The organism is Streptomyces sp. WAC 06738 (genome assembly GCF_003945505.1).
Lineage (GTDB): Bacteria > Actinomycetota > Actinomycetes > Streptomycetales > Streptomycetaceae > Streptomyces.
Window position 1 is genome coordinate 29517 of the sequence record NZ_CP029618.1, and the last position, 18211, is coordinate 47727.

At 69.0% G+C, this 18211-nt stretch carries 13 protein-coding genes; 11 read left to right on the top strand and 2 right to left on the bottom strand.

The genetic code is table 11. The annotated features are described in order from the left end of the window. Positions 1 to 24: 24 nt before the first annotated feature. The 4 genes from DMB38_RS00140 to DMB38_RS00155 all read left to right on the top strand — a co-directional run bounded on the left by DMB38_RS00140 (position 25) and on the right by DMB38_RS00155 (position 3958). Entirely contained in the window at positions 25 to 1269 is a 1245-nt protein-coding gene (locus tag DMB38_RS00140) for an extracellular solute-binding protein (RefSeq protein WP_125933408.1), read from the top strand. Next, positions 1266 to 2357, top strand: a complete 1092-nt coding sequence (locus DMB38_RS00145) for a sugar ABC transporter permease (RefSeq protein WP_240661854.1) — start codon at positions 1266 to 1268, stop codon at positions 2355 to 2357. The genes DMB38_RS00140 and DMB38_RS00145 overlap by 4 nt, the downstream gene beginning before the upstream one ends. Next, positions 2354 to 3367, top strand: a complete 1014-nt coding sequence (locus tag DMB38_RS00150; RefSeq protein ID WP_240661856.1) for a carbohydrate ABC transporter permease — start codon at positions 2354 to 2356, stop codon at positions 3365 to 3367. The genes DMB38_RS00145 and DMB38_RS00150 overlap by 4 nt, the downstream gene beginning before the upstream one ends. A 171-nt stretch (positions 3368 to 3538) precedes the next feature. Beyond that, on the top strand, positions 3539 to 3958 hold the full coding sequence (locus tag DMB38_RS00155) for a VOC family protein (RefSeq protein WP_125933409.1): 420 nt from the start codon (positions 3539 to 3541) through the stop codon (positions 3956 to 3958). 61 nt (positions 3959 to 4019) lie between these two features. Here the strand turns inward: DMB38_RS00155 and DMB38_RS00160 are convergent, their stop codons facing one another. After that, entirely contained in the window at positions 4020 to 4820 is an 801-nt protein-coding gene (locus DMB38_RS00160) for a DeoR/GlpR family DNA-binding transcription regulator (RefSeq protein WP_125933410.1), read from the bottom strand. Positions 4821 to 5072: 252 nt separating this feature from the next. On the opposite strand from DMB38_RS00160, the gene DMB38_RS00165 reads away from it, so the two are divergent. The 7 genes from DMB38_RS00165 to DMB38_RS00195 all read left to right on the top strand — a co-directional run bounded on the left by DMB38_RS00165 (position 5073) and on the right by DMB38_RS00195 (position 16710). Beyond that, positions 5073 to 6341 (top strand): extracellular solute-binding protein, encoded by a 1269-nt coding sequence (locus DMB38_RS00165; protein ID WP_125933411.1) that lies wholly within the window; start codon positions 5073 to 5075, stop codon positions 6339 to 6341. A 209-nt stretch (positions 6342 to 6550) separates the two neighbouring features. Then, positions 6551 to 7507: a sugar ABC transporter permease gene (locus DMB38_RS00170; RefSeq protein WP_125933412.1), complete on the top strand. Its 957-nt coding sequence runs from the start codon at positions 6551 to 6553 to the stop codon at positions 7505 to 7507. Then, positions 7504 to 8442, top strand: coding sequence for a carbohydrate ABC transporter permease (locus DMB38_RS00175; RefSeq protein WP_240661857.1), 939 nt, complete (start codon positions 7504 to 7506; stop codon positions 8440 to 8442). Before DMB38_RS00170 ends, DMB38_RS00175 begins: the two co-directional genes overlap by 4 nt. Positions 8443 to 8551: 109 nt before the next feature. Then, on the top strand, positions 8552 to 10771 hold the full coding sequence (locus tag DMB38_RS00180; protein WP_240661859.1) for a family 20 glycosylhydrolase: 2220 nt from the start codon (positions 8552 to 8554) through the stop codon (positions 10769 to 10771). A 402-nt stretch (positions 10772 to 11173) separates the two neighbouring features. Beyond that, a complete protein-coding gene (locus DMB38_RS00185) occupies positions 11174 to 12604 on the top strand; it encodes a Gfo/Idh/MocA family oxidoreductase (RefSeq protein ID WP_125933413.1) in 1431 nt (476 codons plus the stop codon). A gap of 154 nt (positions 12605 to 12758) precedes the next feature. Then, positions 12759 to 13691: an NEW3 domain-containing protein gene (locus tag DMB38_RS00190; protein WP_125938718.1), complete on the top strand. Its 933-nt coding sequence runs from the start codon at positions 12759 to 12761 to the stop codon at positions 13689 to 13691. Positions 13692 to 13893: 202 nt separating this feature from the next. Then, positions 13894 to 16710 carry a family 20 glycosylhydrolase gene (locus DMB38_RS00195; protein WP_125933414.1) on the top strand — a complete coding sequence of 939 codons (2817 nt, stop codon included), beginning with the start codon at positions 13894 to 13896 and terminating at the stop codon, positions 16708 to 16710. 118 nt (positions 16711 to 16828) lie between these two features. Here the strand turns inward: DMB38_RS00195 and DMB38_RS00200 are convergent, their stop codons facing one another. Beyond that, positions 16829 to 18127: an ArsB/NhaD family transporter gene (locus DMB38_RS00200; protein ID WP_125933415.1), complete on the bottom strand. Its 1299-nt coding sequence runs from the start codon at positions 18125 to 18127 to the stop codon at positions 16829 to 16831. Between the last annotated feature and the right edge of the window lie 84 nt (positions 18128 to 18211).

Below are 18211 nucleotides of genomic sequence, written 5' to 3' on the forward strand. Positions count from 1 at the left end.
AGCCGCAACCCGAAGGACTCCCCGATGACGAACCGCACTTCTCTGGTCGCCCTTGCCGGCGGCCTCAGCCTCCTCGCCGCCACCGGTTGTTCCTCCGGCTTCGGAGACGACGACACCGAGCAGGACGCAGGCGGAAAGCAAGAGCTCACGGTGCTCATCGCCTCCTCCGGCGCGGCCGAGACGAACGCCGTGGAGAAGGCCGTCGCCGGCTACGAGAAGTCCTCCGGCAACGAGGTCCGCGTGCAGGCGGCGAAGGACATGAACCAGCAACTCGGCCAGGCCCTCGCCGGCGGCAACCCGCCCGACGTCTTCTACGTCGCCTCCGACCAGTTCGCCAACTACGCCTCCGGCGGCTCCCTCTTCCCGTACGGCGACAAGGTCGAGAACGTCGAGGACTTCCCCGAGGCGCTGCGGCAGTCGTTCTCGTACGACGGCGACCTGACCTGCGTGCCCAAGGACGCCAGCTCCCTGGCCCTGGCCGTGAACCCGAAGCTGTGGAAGGCGGCCGGGCTCACCGAGGCGGACCACCCCACGAGCTGGGCCGAGTTGGAGAGTGTGGCGAAGAAGCTCACCCGCGGCGACGTCACGGGGCTGGTGACCAGCGAGGAGTACCAGCGCCTCGGCGCGTTCATGAAGCAGGCCGGCGGATGGGTCACCGACGCCGGGCAGACGGAGATGACGGCCGACTCCCCGCAGAACGCCGAGGCCCTCGGATTCGTCAAGCGCGGGCTGCAGGACGGCTGGTGGAAGTACGCCAAGGACGTCGACGCGCTCAACGCCGGTGAGGCCTTCGGCCAGGGCAAGGCCGCCATGACCATCGAGGGAAGCTGGTTCGCCGGTCAGATGGAGCACGACTACCCGGACACCGGCTACCGGCTCGTCGAGCTGCCCGACGGCCCCGCGGGCAGCGGCGACCTCGCCTTCAGCACCTGCTGGGGCGTGGCGCAGGACGGGTCGCACCGCGCCGCCGCGGTGGATCTCGTACGGCACCTCACCTCGCCGAAGCAACAGGCCGCGATGGGCGAGGGCTTCGGTGCGATACCCGCCCGGGAGAGCGCGGCGGAGACGTACTTCGGCGACCACCCCGACCGCGAGCCCTGGACCCCTGCCGGCGAGGGCATGCAGGGGCCGGTGACCGTCAAGGGCATGGACAAGGTGCTCGCCCAGCTCAACAGCGAGCTGCTCGGGCTGAAGGGCGCGGACCCCGCGACGATCCTCGCCGACCTGCAGCGCAACGGAGAGCCGGTGATAGAAGAGAGCACGAAGTGAGGCGCAGGGCCACCGTCCGCGGCCACGAGCGCGTCTGGGGCTGGCTGTTCGTCAGCCCCATGGCGGTCGTCCTCGGCCTGTTCCTGGCACTGCCCGTGTTCATGGCGATGTGGGTGTCGCTGCTCGACTGGAACGGCCAGTCCAACCCCTTCACCGGCGGCGAGGCGGAGTTCGTCGGCCTGGACAACTACCGGGCGCTGCTCACGCAGGACGGCCTGGACCGCACCCTGTTCGCGACCTCGCTGCGGAACAACGCGTACTACGTCCTGCTGGCCGTGCCGCTGGCCACGTCGGCCGGTCTGCTTCTCGCGCTGGTCGTCAACCAGCGGCTGCTGAAGGGCCGCGGGCTGGCACGCACCACGTTCTACTTCCCGTCCGTCACCAGCTCCATCGCCGTCGCCACGGTGTTCCTCTTCCTCTTCCAGGGCAGCGGGGCGGTCAACAACCTGCTCTCCTGGGTCGGCGTCGAGGGACCGAACTGGCTGAACGACCCGCGGGGCGTGATCTGGGTGCTGCTCGGCGGGCTCGGCCTGGTCGACCCCGACAATCCCAGCGCGTCCCTGGCGGCGCACGACTTCCTCGGGCTGCCGCTGACCGAGTGGCTGGCCGGGCCCTCGGTGGCGCTGCTCACCCTGGTGCTGATGGCGACCTGGACCACCTCCGGCACCTTCATGCTGATCTTCCTGGCCGCCCTGCAGAACATCCCGCGCGAGCTGGAGGAGGCGGCGGCGCTCGACGGCGTGGGCCGTCGCCGGATGTTGTGGCACGTGATCCTTCCGTCGATCCGCCCCGTGGTGTTCCTGGTTCTCACCCTGGCGCTGATCGGCAGTTGGCAGGTGTTCGACATGGTGTACGTCATGGGGCAGGGCTCCCCCGCCAACACCACGCTGACGCCGGCCTTCCTGTCGTACAGCGCGGCCTTCGACAGCGCCGACTTCGGGCAGGGCGCGGCGGTCGCCTTCCTCCTCTTCGCGATCATCCTGACGCTCGTCGTGCTGCAGCGCCGGCTGCTGCGGGAGCGCGACGCCGGGCGGGACCGGCTCGGGCATCGAGGGCGGCGGCGCATCTCACAGAGGAGCCGTGCATGACCGCCACCGACACCACGCCTCGCACCGGGGAGGACGGCCGCGCCATGGCCGGTAAGGGCACGGCTCGCCGTAGGTCCGTACGTCGCCTGCGTCTCGGCGCCCGCGTGCTCGGCCGGCGGCGCCCGGCAGGCGACGCCCCGGACGAGCGGCCGGTCCTGCCCCGTTTCCCGCGGCCCGCGCGGCTGTTGGGCTACGCACTGGTCGCGGGCCTGGCGCTGCTGTATCTGCTGCCCTTCCTGCTGCAGATCTCCAACAGCTTCAAGACCGAGGCGGACGCGGCCGCCGACCCGCTGGCGCTGTGGCCGTCGACGCCGACGACGGTCACGTACGAGCGGCTGTTCGGCCTGGGCGGGACGGCGGACAGCGTGCCGTTCCCGCGCTGGCTGGCGAACTCCGCGCTCGTCACCGTGCTCATAACGGCGGGGCGGGTGCTGTTCGACTCCATGGCCGGCTACGCACTGGCCCGGCTGCGGTTCCCGGGCCGGGCGGTGCTCGCCGGCTTCGTCCTGGCGGTGATGGCGGTGCCCGGGGTCGTGCTGCTGATTCCCCGGTTCCTGGTGCTCAACAGCTTCGGCATGTTCGACACCTACTCCGGGATGGTGGTGCCGCTGCTGGTGGACGCGGCCGGGATCTTCATCATGAAGCAGTTCTTCGAGACCCTGCCGCGCGAGTTGGAGGAAGCGGCGCGGATCGACGGGGCGGGGGTCCTGCGCACGTTCTGGTCGGTGGTGCTGCCCATGGCGAGGCCCGCGCTGATCACGCTGACGATCCTCTCCTTCCAGGGCTCCTGGAACGAGTTCACCCACTTCCTGGTCGCCACGCAGTCCGAGCAGTACGAGACGCTGACGACGGGCCTGGCGAGGTTCGTCTCCGGCGGCCTCGGCGGCGGCAGCCAGTTCCCGCTGAAGCTCGGGGCGGCGGTGCTGTCGACGGTGCCGGTGGCGGTGCTGTTCTTCTTCTTCCAGCGCCACTTCATCCGCGGCGCCAACGCCGGAGCGGTCAAGGAGTGAGGCCGGGCATTCCGGCACTGCCGGGGGTTCGTGGCGCCCTGAACAGCAGCAGTACGTTCTACAACCGAGGTAGGAGGACCAACGCCCGATGGCCGGAAGGTTCCCTGGTCCCTAGGCTCCGTGACACGTGCCCGGGTCCCCGCGGGGCCACGTCCATCAGGAGGCAGCGCTTTGCCGGCTGACGCCACAGCTCACGTACGCATCGCCCGCCCGTCGCGCGACCTTGACGCGGCCGAACGTTTCTGGACCTCCGGTCTCGGTCTCGATATCCAGTACCGGCACACGGCGGACGGCACTCCCGGCGAGCACTCACTCCTCATGGTCGGCTGGCCCGAAGCCGCCTGGCACCTCGAACTCGTCCACGACCCCGCCGCCCCCGTCGATCCGCGACCCACCGTCGAGGACCTGCTGGTGATCTACCTCGGCGAACCGGTGCCCGACAGCCTGGTGGAACGGCTTGAAGAACACGGCGGCAAACGGGTACCCGCTCACAATCCGTACTGGGACACCTGGGGTGTGACGGTCCAGGACCCCGACGGTTACCTGCTGGTCCTGACCACGCGGAACTGGCCCCGCCAGCCGGGGCGATAGCCGGCCGATTCCGGGGTCCGACGCGTACGGCGGCTCGTATCGCTGCGCCCACGCCGCTCTCTCACACGCTGATCACTTCGATCCCGGCGTCGGTGAGGCGAGCGATCATTTCGCCGGAGGCGGCCGAGTCGGTCACCAGGACGTCGATACGATCCAGGCCGCAGATCCTCGCGAACGCCCGTCGCCCCAGCTTCGAGGAGTCGGCAGCCACGATCACCCGGTGGGCGCGTTCGGCGAACAGGCGGCTGATGCTCGCCTCTTCCTCGTGGTGAGTCATCAGTCCCAGACGGGAGTCCACACCGTCGACGCCGAGGATCGCGACATCGAGCGCCACGTCGCTCATGACGCCGCTGGCCAGTGGGCCGACGAGTTCGTATGTCTGGGGACGCGCGACGCCGCCGGTCAGCACCAACTTGATCTGCGGCCGGACCGCCGCTTCGCTCGCGATGTTCAGGGCATTCGTCACCAGGGTCACGCTGGGCGCCGGCGTCCCCGCAACCTGCTCGGCGCCGTCTCCCGCTGCCCGGATGATGAGTGCGCGTGCCACCTCGGTCGTGGTCGTACCACCGTTGATGCCGACCACTATCCCCTGGCCGATCTGATCGGCGACCGCCTCCGCGATACGGCGCTTCTCCGCGGCGTTGTGCACGGACCGGTAGCGGAGCGGCAGTTCGTAAGACACCCCATGGGCGATCGCTCCGCCCCGGGTACGCACGAGCAACTGCTGCTCAGCCAGCTCGTCGAGGTCTCGGCGGATCGTCGCCGCCGACACCTCCAGCACCGATGCAGCCTCCTCCACCTCGAGCCGCCCGTTCTCGGCCAGGTGCTGCAACAGCCTGCTCCACCGGTCGTGCTTGGACATCCCACCGCCCCTTCTCGCGACAGTCCGCCGAGCATCGTAGCCCTGTGCGCAAGTGCACGATCACGCATCGTGGCCCTCTCGACCGTGCCGTCGTAGGCCCGTCAGGTCACAGTTCGGGGTGACATCTGGACGAGGGGCATCTCTGGATGCATACTCACGCCACACAGGGTGCGCGATACTGCTCTGAGAGCACTAGATTCAATCAACTTCAAGCATCCGCTCGAAAGTGTTCCCACGAAGGTGGCGTCAGAGATGCGCAAGAGCACGATCAGGATCCTCACGGCCTGCGCTGTCGGTGCGCTGGGCCTCACGGCTTGCGGTGACGACGGAGGCGGCGGTGACGGCGGGGCCACCACGATCAAGCTGGTGGCGGCCGACTACGGTGACAAGGCGTCGAACGCGTCCAAGGTGTACTGGGACGACGTGGTCAAGCGCTTCGAGGCGAAGAACAAGGACATCAAGGTCGACGTCCAGGTCATCAACTGGAACGACATCGACACCAAGGTCAAGACGATGATCCAGGGCGGGAACGTCCCGGACATCCTGCAGACCGGCGGCTACGCGGACAAGGTCGCCGACGATCTGCTGTACGAGGCCGACGAGGTGCTCTCGCCGAAGACGAAGTCGAACCTCATCGAATCCTTCGCCAAGGCGGGCGAGGTCGACGGCACCCAGTACGGCATCCCGTTCGTCTCCTCGGCGCGGTTGATGTTCTACAACAAGGAAGTCCTCGACAAGGCCGGTGTGGAGGTCCCGCAGAGCTGGGACGACGTCGCCGCCGCGGCGCAGAAGATCAAGGACAAGAAGGCCGCGGAGATCCCCTACGCGCTGCCGCTCGGCCCGGAGGAGACGCAGGGCGAGTCGATGATCTGGGAGATCGGCAACGGCGGCGGCTACACCGACGCCGAGGGCAACTACACCATCGACAGTGCGCAGAACGTGGAGACGTTCGAGTGGCTGAAGGAGAACCTGGTCGACCCCGGCCTGACGTATGAGAACCCCGCCACCACCGACCGCAAGACGGCCTTCGCCGACTTCGCCGCCGGCAAGGTGGGCATGCTCAACGGGCATCCGACGCTGATCCAGATGGCGAAGGACGGCGGTGTCGACTACGAGGTCGCGCCGATCCCCGGCAAGGACGGCCCGCTGGACTCCACCCTCGGCGTCGCCGACTGGATGATGGCGTTCAAGGACGGCGGCAAGCAGGAAGAGATCAAGAAGTTCCTGGACTTCGCGTACTCCAAGGAGAACACGCTGAAGTTCGACGAGATGTACAACCTCATGCCGGTGACCACGGACACCCTTGAGGAGATGCAGTCGAGCGGCAAGCACAAGGACCTGGAGCCCTTCTTCGAGGTGCTGCCGGCCGCCCAGTTCTACCCGCTGGGCAGCACGAGCTGGGACGTGGTCTCCGCGGAGATCAAGAAGTCGGGCGGCAAGGCCGTCTCCGACGACCCGTCCAAGGTGCTGGGCGAGCTCCAGCAGAAGGCCGAGGACACCGCCGCCGACATGGGCGAGTGACCCCGCACGGGTGCTGAACCGCCCTCGGTGACCCCACCGGGCCGCCGCGCCGTAGCCGCGCGGCGGCCCGCCCCGGGCGCCGTCGCCCGGGCGCCCCCGTGCTCTCGCGCGGCCCGTGCACGATCGCGCCGCCGCGCCCCCGTAGCCCCCGTAGCCCCCGTAGCCCCTCGTGCGGTCCCCTCAACCGCCGTATCCGCAAGGAGTCCCCCGTGCCCGTCACGGTCAAGGAGCCCGCGGCCGCTGCCGGCCCCGGGCCCGGCGGGCGGAAGACCGGGCCGCAGCGCCGCCGCCGTCGCGGTGGTCTGGCCCGGCTCGGTCCGCTGCCCTGGATTGCCCCCGCCATCCTGCTGATCGTCGTGGTGGTGCTGTGGCCCATCTACGAACTGATCCGCACCTCGTTCCTCAACGTCAGCATCAGCGGCTTCGTCCGCGGCTCGGCCGGCACCGAGAAGTACCGCCAGCTCTTCGACGAGTCCGGCTTCTCCAGCGTGCTGACGATGACAGTGGTATGGACCGTCGCCGTCGTCGGCGTCACCATGCTCCTCTCCCTCGGCCTGGCCCAGCTCTTCAACAAACCCTTCCCGGGCCGTACGGTCACCCGCTGGGCGCTCATCGCACCATGGGCCGCCTCCGTGCTGATGACCGCCATCGGCTTTCGCTGGATGCTCGACCAGACCGCCGGCGTCCTCAACACCCTGATGACCGACCTCGGTCTGATAGACGGGCCGAAGGACTGGCTGGGCGATCCCGCGACCGCCTGGCCGTGGATGATGTTCGTCGCGGTCTTCGTCTCGCTGCCCTTCACCACGTACACGCTCCTCGCCGGCCTGCAGACCATTCCGCACGAGGTGTACGAGGCCGCCCGGATCGACGGCGCCAACTCCCGCCAGACCTACTGGCGCGTGACCGTGCCGCTGCTGCGCCCGGCGTTCCTCGTCGGCTTCGTCATCAACCTCATCAACGTCTTCAACTCCTTCCCCGTCATCTGGGCCATGACCAAGGGCGGGCCCGGCAGCGACACCGCCACGACCACGGTCTTCATGTACCAGTTGAAGGACACCGACATCGGCGAATCCGCCGCCATGTCCGTCGTCAACTTCGCCATGGTCGTCGTACTCGTCCTGATCTTCCTCAAGGTCAGCCGCTGGAACAAGGAGGACGCATGACCCTCTCCGCGCCCTCACACACACCGGAAGACGGCCCCGTCGTCAAGGAAGCCGGCGGGAAAGGCGGCGGCGACCGCGGCCGGGGAGCCAAGGGCGGCAAGAGCGCCGCCAGGCGCAGGAAGTACGGGCCGCGCACCCTGGTCACCGCGGCGAGCGCGTGGATGCTGGCGGTCATCTTCATCGCACCGTATCTGGAGATGATCATCACCGCGCTGCGGCCCGCGGACGAACTCCGCGACCGCACCTACCTGCCCACCTCCTTCGAGTGGAAGAACCTGGTCGACGTCTGGGAGGAGTCCACGCTCGGCGACAACCTCCAGGTCACCCTGCTGATCGCGGGCGGCGCCACGCTGCTGGTGCTGCTGGTGTCGCTGCCGGCCGCGTACTACACGGCGCGCGTGCGCTACCGCGGCCGCAAAGCGTTCCTGCTGCTGGTCCTCGTCACCCAGATGTTCCAGCCCACCGCGCTGCTCATCGGCCTCTACCGCGAGTTCCACCAGCTCGACATGCTCAACTCCACCTGGACACTCATCCTGGCCAACGGCGCGTTCAACCTCGCCTTCGCCATCTGGATCCTCACCGCCTACATCTCCTCCATCCCCGCGGAGCTGGAGGAGGCCGCGATGGTCGACGGACTCGGCCGGTTCGGCGCGCTGTTCAAGGTGACGCTGCCGCTGGCCATGCCCGGCGTGGTCACGGCGATCATCTTCACGTTCATCTCGTCCTGGAACGAGTTCGTGATGGGCCTGACCCTCATGACCGAGCCGGAGAAGCAGCCGCTGACCGTCGGCATCAACAACTTCATCGGCAACTACACCGTCGAATGGAACTACCTCTTCGCCGCCTCCGTCGTCGCCATCATCCCCGTCGTCGTCCTCTTCGCCTTCATCGAACGACACGTCGTCTCCGGCCTGACAGCCGGCTCGGTGAAATAGGACAGACGGCGAGCCGAGACCGGTTCCTCTTTCCTACCGCTCGACACCTTGGCGATCGTCCGGGTGAACTCCTCACCAACCTCCGTGTCAGATGGGGTGAATTCCAACCATGCGTCGTTCGCTACCAGTACTCATAGCGGTCCTCGTTGCCCTCTTCGGCTCCCTCCTTGCCCCGGCGGCGGCCGCTCCCGCTCCGGACCCCCTCGCCGACGGCGGCCCGCCGCCGGTGGTGCCCCGGCCGGCGCAATGGGAGGACCTCGGCGGCACCGTCGACCTGACCTCCCGCTCGCGCATCCTGCTCGATCCGGGCTCCCGTGCCCGTACGACGACCGAGGCCGGCCGCCAGGAGCTGCCAGGCCCCGCCCGGCAGACGGGGCAGGGCCTGGCCGAGCAGGTGCAGGCCGACATCCGGTCGGTCACGGGACTGCGGCTCACCATCAGCAGCGGGCCCGAGGAGCCCCGGCCCGGCGACATCCATCTCCGGCTCACCGACGATGCCGAACTCGGTGCCGAGGGCTACCGCCTGGACAGCTCGAGCGCGGTCAGCATCGAGGCGGCCTCCACCCACGGTCTGTTCTACGGCACCCGCACCCTGCTGCAGACGCTGCGCGCCGACTCGTCACACCGCGCCGTGCCGCGCGCCCGCAGCACCGACGTGCCCACGCAGCAGGTACGCATGGTCCAGCTCGATGCCGGTCGCAAGTTCTGGGAGATGGACTACCTGGAGAACCTCATCCGGCGCATGGGTGACATGAAGCTCAACACCCTCTTTCTGCAACTGTCGGATTCCGAGGGATTCCGCCTCTACAGCCCGAAGTTCCCCGGACTCGCCGAGCGCAAGCACAGCTACAGCCGCGCCGACATCGAGCGGCTGAAGGCACTGGCCGCCCGCCAGCACGTCCAGATCATGCCGGGCATCGACGTGCCGGGCCACGCGACCGTGATCAGCGAGGCGTTCGGCATCGGCTTCGGCTCGGGCGCGAATCCGTGCACCGGCGCGCACACCCACTCCCACCTCACCCCGGACTGGATCATCGACATCACCGACCGGGACGCGGTCGAGGTGACCAAGAGGCTCGTAGCCGAGTTCACCGACTGGTTCGACGCCCCGCTGTTCAGCATCGGCGCCGATGAACTGCCGGGGCAGCTCGCCGAGTGCCCGCGGGTGAAGCGCCACCTCGCCGAGGACCCGGACGTCAGCACCCTCGGGGACCTGCTCAACGGCTACATCAACACCCTCGACGACGTGGTGACCGCCCACGGCAAGCGGACCGCCATCTACAACGGCACCGAGCACCTGGCAGCGCCGCAGCAGCAGGTCCACTCCCCCGTGGTCTTCCTCACCTGGGAGGGGACCGGCACCGACCCGATCATTCCGGGCCACGACGAGATCGCCATCGGCCCCTTCTACGTGACGCCGAACAACTACCACAACCTCTACCCCGACGAGCGGTGGATGTACGAGAGGTGGGTGCCGAACACCGCTGACGACATGCTCGGCTCCGGCCTGATGAACTGGGCCGACTACAACTTCTGGGCCGAGGACCGGTACTTCGAGCAGGTCATGGCCGCTCCTCGGGCGCTCCTCGCGGACCGGGCCTGGAACGGCTCCGCCGTCCCCGACACGCTCGCCGGATTCCGGGCCCGGACGGCCGCGCTCGGCGACCCGCCCGGCGTCACCACCGCGCCCCAGCCGCCCCGGACGGACGACGGCCGCCCCAGCCACCACTGGACGTTCGACGCCGCCTCGTACCCGGCCGGCTGGACCTACGCCAGCAGCCCGCCCAACACGATCATGGCCGAAGACGTCGCCGGCGACCTGCCCGGCACCACGTACATCATCAACAACCCGACGCTCGTCGAGGACGGGGTACGCGGCCAGGCGTTCCGCTTCGACCACAACCGGGACGGGGTGGGCTTCGGCGGCACGGACGTCGCAGCGCCCTGGACCGCCTCCGCGTGGGTCAAGCTCACCGCGACCACGAGCGACCAGGTGTTGCTCAGCTCCCGCACCGGCGCCCTGAAGCTGCAGCAATACGGCAGCGGCAAGGTGGGCTTCACCCGCTTCGGCGACGCCGACCACAGCTTCGGCTACACCGTGCCGCTGAACCGCTGGGTCCACCTGACCTGGGTGGCGGAGCCGGATCGCACCACGCTCTACGCCGACGGCGAACCCGTCGGTGCCGTGAACGCCTCGATCCCCCTCCCGCTGCGCTCCATCGGCACGCCCAACGCCAGCCTCCGCGGTGACCTCGACGAACTCGTCACCTGGGACGAGGCTCTGACGCCCGCGCAGGTGCAGCAGCGCTACGCCGCATACGGGCGCTGACCGGCCGCGGGCAACTCGAACGACCGTGCTCCTGGCTTGCGGCCCCGACACCTCAGAACACTGAAGGGAGCCTCGCCAGAGGCGTAGGAGCCGCGGCCGGGCCTGGCGGAGCGCCCTGACGCTCCGCCAGGCCGGGCGTTTCCCGTGACCGCGCGCGCCAGCAGGCCCGGCGTGGGCGGCCGGCGCGGAGTACCGCCATCGGGCGGCGCACGTGCGCGGGCACGCGCGTGCGCGCCCGGAGGTCGTTGACCGCAGACGCCGGGTCGGTTCCGCAGATGCCCTAACGCCGTGCGCTTTGCTTGAAGTTGCTTGAAAGAAGCAGCTTTCGCGCACATCTTGACATGCTGTTCTGCCTCCGGGAGATTCTTGGGCACCAGCGACGTCCAAGCCGGGGAGCAACGCATGCAAGAAGCATCTGGAGTCTCAAGACGCGCAGTTCTGGGAGGAGCGGCGGCCACGGGAGCCATGGCCGCCCTGGGGACCGCGGGCACCGCGAGGGCCGCAGAAACGGCCGGAACAGCCGGGACGCCCGGCCGGCCCGCGGGGCAGACCTCGATGGTGAAGCAGCCCTTCGACGTGTACCCGACCGTGCGGGTCGGGGTGATCGGAATCGGCAACCGCGGCAGCGGGATGGCCAACGGGTGGGCTGCGGTACCCGGTTGCGTGGTGCGCGCGGTCTGTGATGTGCGGGCCCCACGCGCGAAGGCCAAGGCCGACCAGCTCGCGGCGGACGGCAAGCCGCGGCCCCTGGAGTTCGGCGGTTCGCCGGATGCGTACAAGGAGATGCTCAAGCGCGACGATATCGACCTCGTCTACATAGCCACCCCCTGGGAGTTCCACTACGAGCAGGGCAAAGCCGCGTTGCTCGCCGGCAAGCACGTGCTGGTCGAGTTGCCCATCGCCACCGAGCTGGACCAACTGTGGGACCTGGTCAACACCTCGGAGCGGACCCGCCGTCATCTGCTGCTCTCGGAGAATGTCTCCTACGGCCGCAACGAACTGGCGATGCTGCGCATGGCCCACGACGGCGCCTTCGGCGACATCACCAACGGCCACGGTGGCTACCTTCACGACCTGCGTGAACTGCTCTTCTCCCCCACGTACTACACCGACTCGTGGCGGCGGCTGTGGCACACGCGCTCGATCGCCTCCTTCTACCCGATGCACGGCCTGGCCCCCATCGCGGCCGCGATGGACATCAACCGCGGGGACCGGATGGTCACCCTGCGCGCCACCGCCACCGAGCCCAAGGGACTGGCCGACTACCGTGCCCGGTTCGTGCCCGAGGGTCACCCGGCGTGGAAGGAGACGTACGTCAACGGCGATCTCGTCACCTGCTTGATCGACACCGCCGACGGCCGCATCATCCGGGCCGAGCACGACGTCAGCTCGCCTCGGCCCTACAGCAGGATCAACACGATCGCCGGCAGCCGCGGCATCTTCGAGGACTACGCCGGTCCGGCTCCGACCGGGGGCCGGATCTACATCGAGCCCGACCACGGCGGGCATTCCTGGCGGGACTTCAAGGCCTACCGTGACGAGTACGACCACTGGCTGTGGAAGAAGATCGGCGACGACGCCGCCAACAACGGCGGGCACGGCGGCATGGACTATGTGCTGCAGTGGCGCACGGTCCAGTGCATGCGCGCCGGCCTGGTACCGGACATGGACGTGTACGACGCGGCGGCGTGGTGCTCACCGGTGCCGCTCAGCGTGATGTCGCTGGAGGACAAGGGGCGTCCGGTCCAGGTGCCTGACTTCACCCGCGGATCCTGGGTGAACATCCGTCTCGGTCTCGACACGCGCGAGTCGGACATGCCGCCGGTGGCGTGAGCAGGGCTCACCCACGTCGTCCCGGATCGACTCCACCCAACCTCGGGCCGCCCATCGGCCCGGTCTCCCCGGAGGAGAGGAAACGCTCATGCCGATCGAGCCATCCCGCGCCGCCCTGTCCCGAAGATCCTTCGCCGTGGCCGGAGCGGGGGCCGTGCTGCTGCCCGCGACCGTCCTCGCGGGCACGGCCCGCGCCGCCACCGCGCAGACCGAGATCACCGTCTCTCCCATCGACCTCGACGGACCGGCCGTCACCACCGTCACCGTCACCGTCCGCAACACCGCTCCCCAGCGAATGCGTGACCTGCGCGTGAGCTTCTCCGGGCCGGCCGGCTGGGTGGTGGAGCCGGAGGTACGGACCGTCAAGAGCGGCATCGCCCCGAACGCCCACGCCACCCTGACCTTCGAACTGCTGGTCCCGGCACCGAGCTCCGGCTTCCAACTGCTCAACTTCACCGCGACCGCGCTGTACGAAGGCGGCGACGGCCTCGCCCGCGCGACGGTCACTCGTACGGAGCGGCGCGGCGAGCCGCTGCCCACGCTCGCGGCGGCCTACAACAACGTCGGCATCACCGATGAATCGAACACCGCGCCGGGCGACTTCGACGGCGGCGGCAACAGCTTCTCCGCCCAGAAGCTCGCGGACGTGGGCCTGAGCCCGGGTGCGTCCGTCACCGCTCTGGGCGCCGAGCTGACCTGGCCGGACGTCCCGCCGGGGGCCAAGGACAACGTGTCCAGCGGCGGCCAGGCGATCTCCCTCAGCGGATCCGGGAGCAAGCTGGTCTTCCTCGGCTCGGGGGTCGGCAACAACGCGGTGGGCACCGCCCGGGTCTTCTACACCGACGGCACGAGCAGCAGCGGCAGCTTCGGCTTCCCCAACTGGTCGTTCCAGAACGTCACCGACCACGGCGCGACCCAGATAGCCGCGTCGAACGGCCGCAACCGTCAGGACGGGTACGGCAACGCGGGCGTCACGTACAGCGTCTTCGCCCACTCCGTCCCGCTCCAGGCGGGCAAGACAGTGGATTTGGTGGTGTTGCCGGGGCAGGGCGGCATCCACATCTTCGCCATGGCCATCGCGCCCTGAAGTACCACGCGCAGCATCCGCACCAATGCTGAAGCCGGACTTGTCCTGTCCGCCCATCGGTGGACAGGACGGTCCGGGCCTCTTCCTCCGCCACTCTCCGGTTCAGCGCCACCGCAGGGCGCCTTCCCGCGCTTGACCTGCAAGAAGTACGCACTCTCTGTGCGTGATCGTGCACTTACCTGTCCATCGATAGGGAGTTCCCATGCAGTTGCGGAAGTGGAAGAGACGTTCGTTCCTCACCCCCCGCGGTAAGCCCTATCTGCTGGTCGCGGCGATCCTGACAGCCCTGGTCGGGCTCACGGGGGCCCCGTCGGCCGGTGCCGAGCAGGACTCGCCCACCCAGCTCGGCGGCAATGCGCTCATCCCCCGCCCTGTCGTCCTTCAACAGGATGCAGATGACGAGCCGTTCGTCCTTCGTCCCTCTCTCCAGATCGTCGCCCGCGGCAAGGCCGCCCGCGTCGGGGAGCAGCTCGCGGCGCAGTTGCGCCGCGCGACCGGGTTCCAGGTGCCGGTGCGCGACCAGGGCGCCGGCATCCGTATCACGGTGGACCCGGCGGCCGCGTACACCGTCGAAGGTGCCGCCCCCACCCCGGAGTCGTACGTCCTGGACGTGGACCGCCGAGGCGTCACCATCACCGCCCGCACCGCGCACGGCGCGTTCAACGGCGTGCAGAGTCTGCGTCAGCTCCTGCCGGCGTGGGCCGGGTCACCGCGGCCGGTTGTCACCGACTGGCGCGTACCCGCCACGCATATCGAGGACGCACCGCGCTTCTCCTACCGCGGTGTCATGCTCGACGTGGCCCGCTCATTCCAGGAGGTCGAGGAGGTCAAGGACTACATCGACACCCTTTCCCGGTTGAAGATGAACGTGCTGCACCTGCACCTCGCCGACGACCAGGGCTGGCGGATCGAGATCACCAACGAGGGCAAGGACCCGGGTGATCCGATCGACTACCGCGACCTGCACCGGGAGTCGGGCAAGACCGCGATGAACCGGGACGGCTACCGCAAGGAGCTGGGCCGTACGGGCTACTACACGCAGGAGCAGTACCGCGACATCGTCGCGTACGCGAAGGAGCGGTTCGTCACCGTCGTCCCCGAGGTGGACGTCCCCGGCCACACCAACGCGGCCCTGCACGCGATCCCGGAGTTGAACACCGACCGCTCGCTCCCGGCGCGCGACCCCGGCACCGGGGTGGTGGACTGGAACGGGACCGGCAGCGTGGGGTACTCCGCGCTGGACGAGCAGCACGATCTCTCGTACACCTTCGTCAGGCATGTCTTCCGGCAGCTCGCCGAGATGACCGGGGGCCCGTACGTGCACCTCGGCGGCGACGAGTCGCATGCCATGGGACACGAGCGCTACGTCGACTTCATCTCCCGCGCCGTCCCCGACATCAAGGCCGCGACCGGCGTGGAGACGGTGGGCTGGTCGGAGTATGCCGAGGCCGGGCTCTCCCAGGGGCAGGGATTCTGGGACGGATCGGTCGTGCAGTACTGGGTCGGCAGCGGCGACTGGGTGCGCGACTTCATCTCCAAGGGCGGGAAGGCCGTGGTCTCCGCCGCGGGCGGTGCCTACCTGGACCAGAAGTACACCGGCGAAACCCCGATCGGCCTCTCCTGGGCCTGCAGCGGCACCTGTGACTTCCAGCGCTACTACGACTGGGACCCGACGACAACGGTCAGCGGCGGCATCCCCGAGTCGGGTGTGCTGGGAGTCGAGGGCGCGCTGTGGTCGGAGACGGTGCGCGGCAGCGACCAGGCGGACTTCCTCACTCTGCCGCGAGCCGCCGCGATCCTGGAAACCGGGTGGACTCCGGCGGACCGGAAGGACGTCGCCGACTTCGGTGAACGTCTCGCCCGGCTCGGCCCGCACCTCACCGTTGCCGGTGAGGATTTCTACGAGAGCCCCGGTGCCCGGTGGGCCGCCACCGTCGCCGGCACCGACGCGACCGCGCCGCAGGGCGTCACGACCCGCGTCGAGCTGGGCCGGGTCGCCGCTCCCGGGACCAAGGTCTCCGAGGACGGCACGAAAATCGTGCCGGACACCGTGTCGACCGACGGCGACCCCGCTTCCGCCAGCGCGCTGACCGAGCCGCTGACCGCGACGGCGACCTGCGGAAACCGGTCGCTGCCGGTGACGTTCAGCCAGAGCCGGTCACGCGATTCCCTGCACGCCGCCGGTGTCTACACCGCGGGAGTGCGGGCGGCGTTCGCCGAGGACACGGCGTGCACGCTGAAGACATCCGCGGGCGACGAGGTGTTCGTCCGGGTCAGGCAGGCTGACGCCCCGAACCATGAGGCGCGCACTGCCTCCGCTCCTGCGCTCTCGGTCCCGTCCGAGGTGAAGGCCGGTACCTGGGTCCCGCTGGAGCTGACCGGTTTCGCGCCCGGCTACGTCGACATCCGCATGGGCAACACGACCCTCTACACCGTGCGGGCCGACTCGGCCGGCCGGTTCGACCGTCATGGCGTCATACCGGCTGCGACCGTCCACGGTGAGCAGACGATCAGCGCCGTCCAGGGCGAACGGTCGGCGCAGGAGACCGTCTCGGTGTCCTCCTCGGTGCGACCGCTGCCGGATCTCGTCGACCAGTCCACGCTGCGGGTGCACGACGTCGACAGTGAGGAGACCGTCGGTGAGAACGGCGCCGCGGTCAATGCCATCGACGGAGACCTCGACACCATCTGGCACACCGAGTGGTACAACGCGACCTCGGCCTTCCCCCACCACATCACTCTGGACCTGGGCAAGCAGTACGACGTCACCGGCCTGCAGTACACCCAGCGGCAGAACGGCTTCAACGGCCGGATCAAGGACTACCGCATCGAGGTGAGCCCCGACGGCACGACCTGGTCCCCGGCGGCGGCCGGCTCCTTCACCGCAGCACTCACGCCGCAGAACGTGGAGTTCGGCGCCGTGGGCGGCCGGTACGTACGCCTGACAGGGACCAGCTCCCAGGCAGGCAACGCCTTCGCCGGCGCGGCGGAAATCAACATTGGAGGCCGTCCCATGTGATTCCGGCCGCTCCGGAGGTGACACGTGCTCCGGTGCCGGGTGCTTCGAGCCCTGGCACCGGAGCACGGCAAGGCGGGGCGACGCTCGGCCGGGGTGCGGTCGTGTGCCGGAGCGGGGCTCAGGCCAGGGCGAAGTAGCGCAGCCACACGTACAGACCCGCGATGGAGACGGTGACGGCGGTGACGACGAGGCCGTAGCGGCTGAACTTCCAGAACGAGATGTGGTGGCCTTCGCGCTCGGCGATGCCGATGACCACGACGTTCGCCGAGGAAGCGATGATGGTGGCGTTGCCGCCGAGGTCGGCCCCCAGGGCGAACGCCCACCACAGCATTCCGGCCTCGCCGGTGCCGCCCGAGGCGGCGACGATTTCCTCGACGATGGGGCTCACCGAGGCCACGAAGGGAATGTTGTCGATCACCGCCGAGGGGATGGCCGAGCCGAAGACCAGCGCCATGGAGGTGCCGAGCAGTTCTCCCTCGGTGGCATTGGTGGCCGCCTCGCCGAGGTCCGCGATCACCCCCGTCTGCACCATGGCGCCGACCATGACGAACAGACCGGTGAAGAAGGCCAGCGTCTCCCACTCCACGTCCTTGACGACCTCGCCGGGGCTCAGCCGCGAGGCGGCCAGCAGCACCAGACCGCCGGTGATCGCCACCACCGAGGGTTCCATGTGGAGGGTCGTGTGCAGGACGAACGCGACCATCACGAGTACGACGACCACGCCGCTGACGGCGAGCAGGCGTACGTCCTTGATCGCGTCCCGCTCGCGCAGCTCCATCACCGCCTCCACCCGCTCGGGATGGTATTGGAAGGCGGAGCGGAACATGACCCGCGCCATCAGGAGGAAGACGGCGATGAGGACGACGACGATCGGCGCCATGTGCACGAGGAAGTCGTTGAAGGACAGCCCGGCGCGGGAGCCGATCATGATGTTGGGCGGATCGCCGATGAGGGTGGCGGCACCGCCGATGTTGCAGGCCATCACCTCGGCGATGAGGAAGGGCACCACCGGCACCCCCAGGCGCGTACATACCAGGATCGTCACCGGGGCGATCAGCAGCACGGTGGTGACGTTGTCGAGCCACGCCGACAGGAACGCGGTGGCCAGAACGAGGAGCACCATCAGCCGATACGGCCTGCCCCGCGCCCTCTTGGCCGCCCAGATCGCGATGAACTCGAAAATCCCGGTCCGCTTCAGCACGGAGACGATCAGCATCATGCCCAGCAGCAGGAAGATGACGTCCCAGTCGACTCCCGAGTGCTTGGAGAAGAAGGCGTGCTCGGGCTCGGTGGCACCGATCAGCAGCATGACCACCGCGCCGCCGAGCGCCGCCGTGACCCGGTGCACCACCTCGGTGGCGATCAGGACGTAGACCCCGGCGAAAACCGCCACGGTCAGCCAGGAGGTCAGTCCCATGACCCTCCTCCTCGCCGCCTCGCCGGGTGCGGTTACGTGCTGCCGGCGGTCGCCCGTGCCGGGGGTTCAGCCTCACTCGTGGCG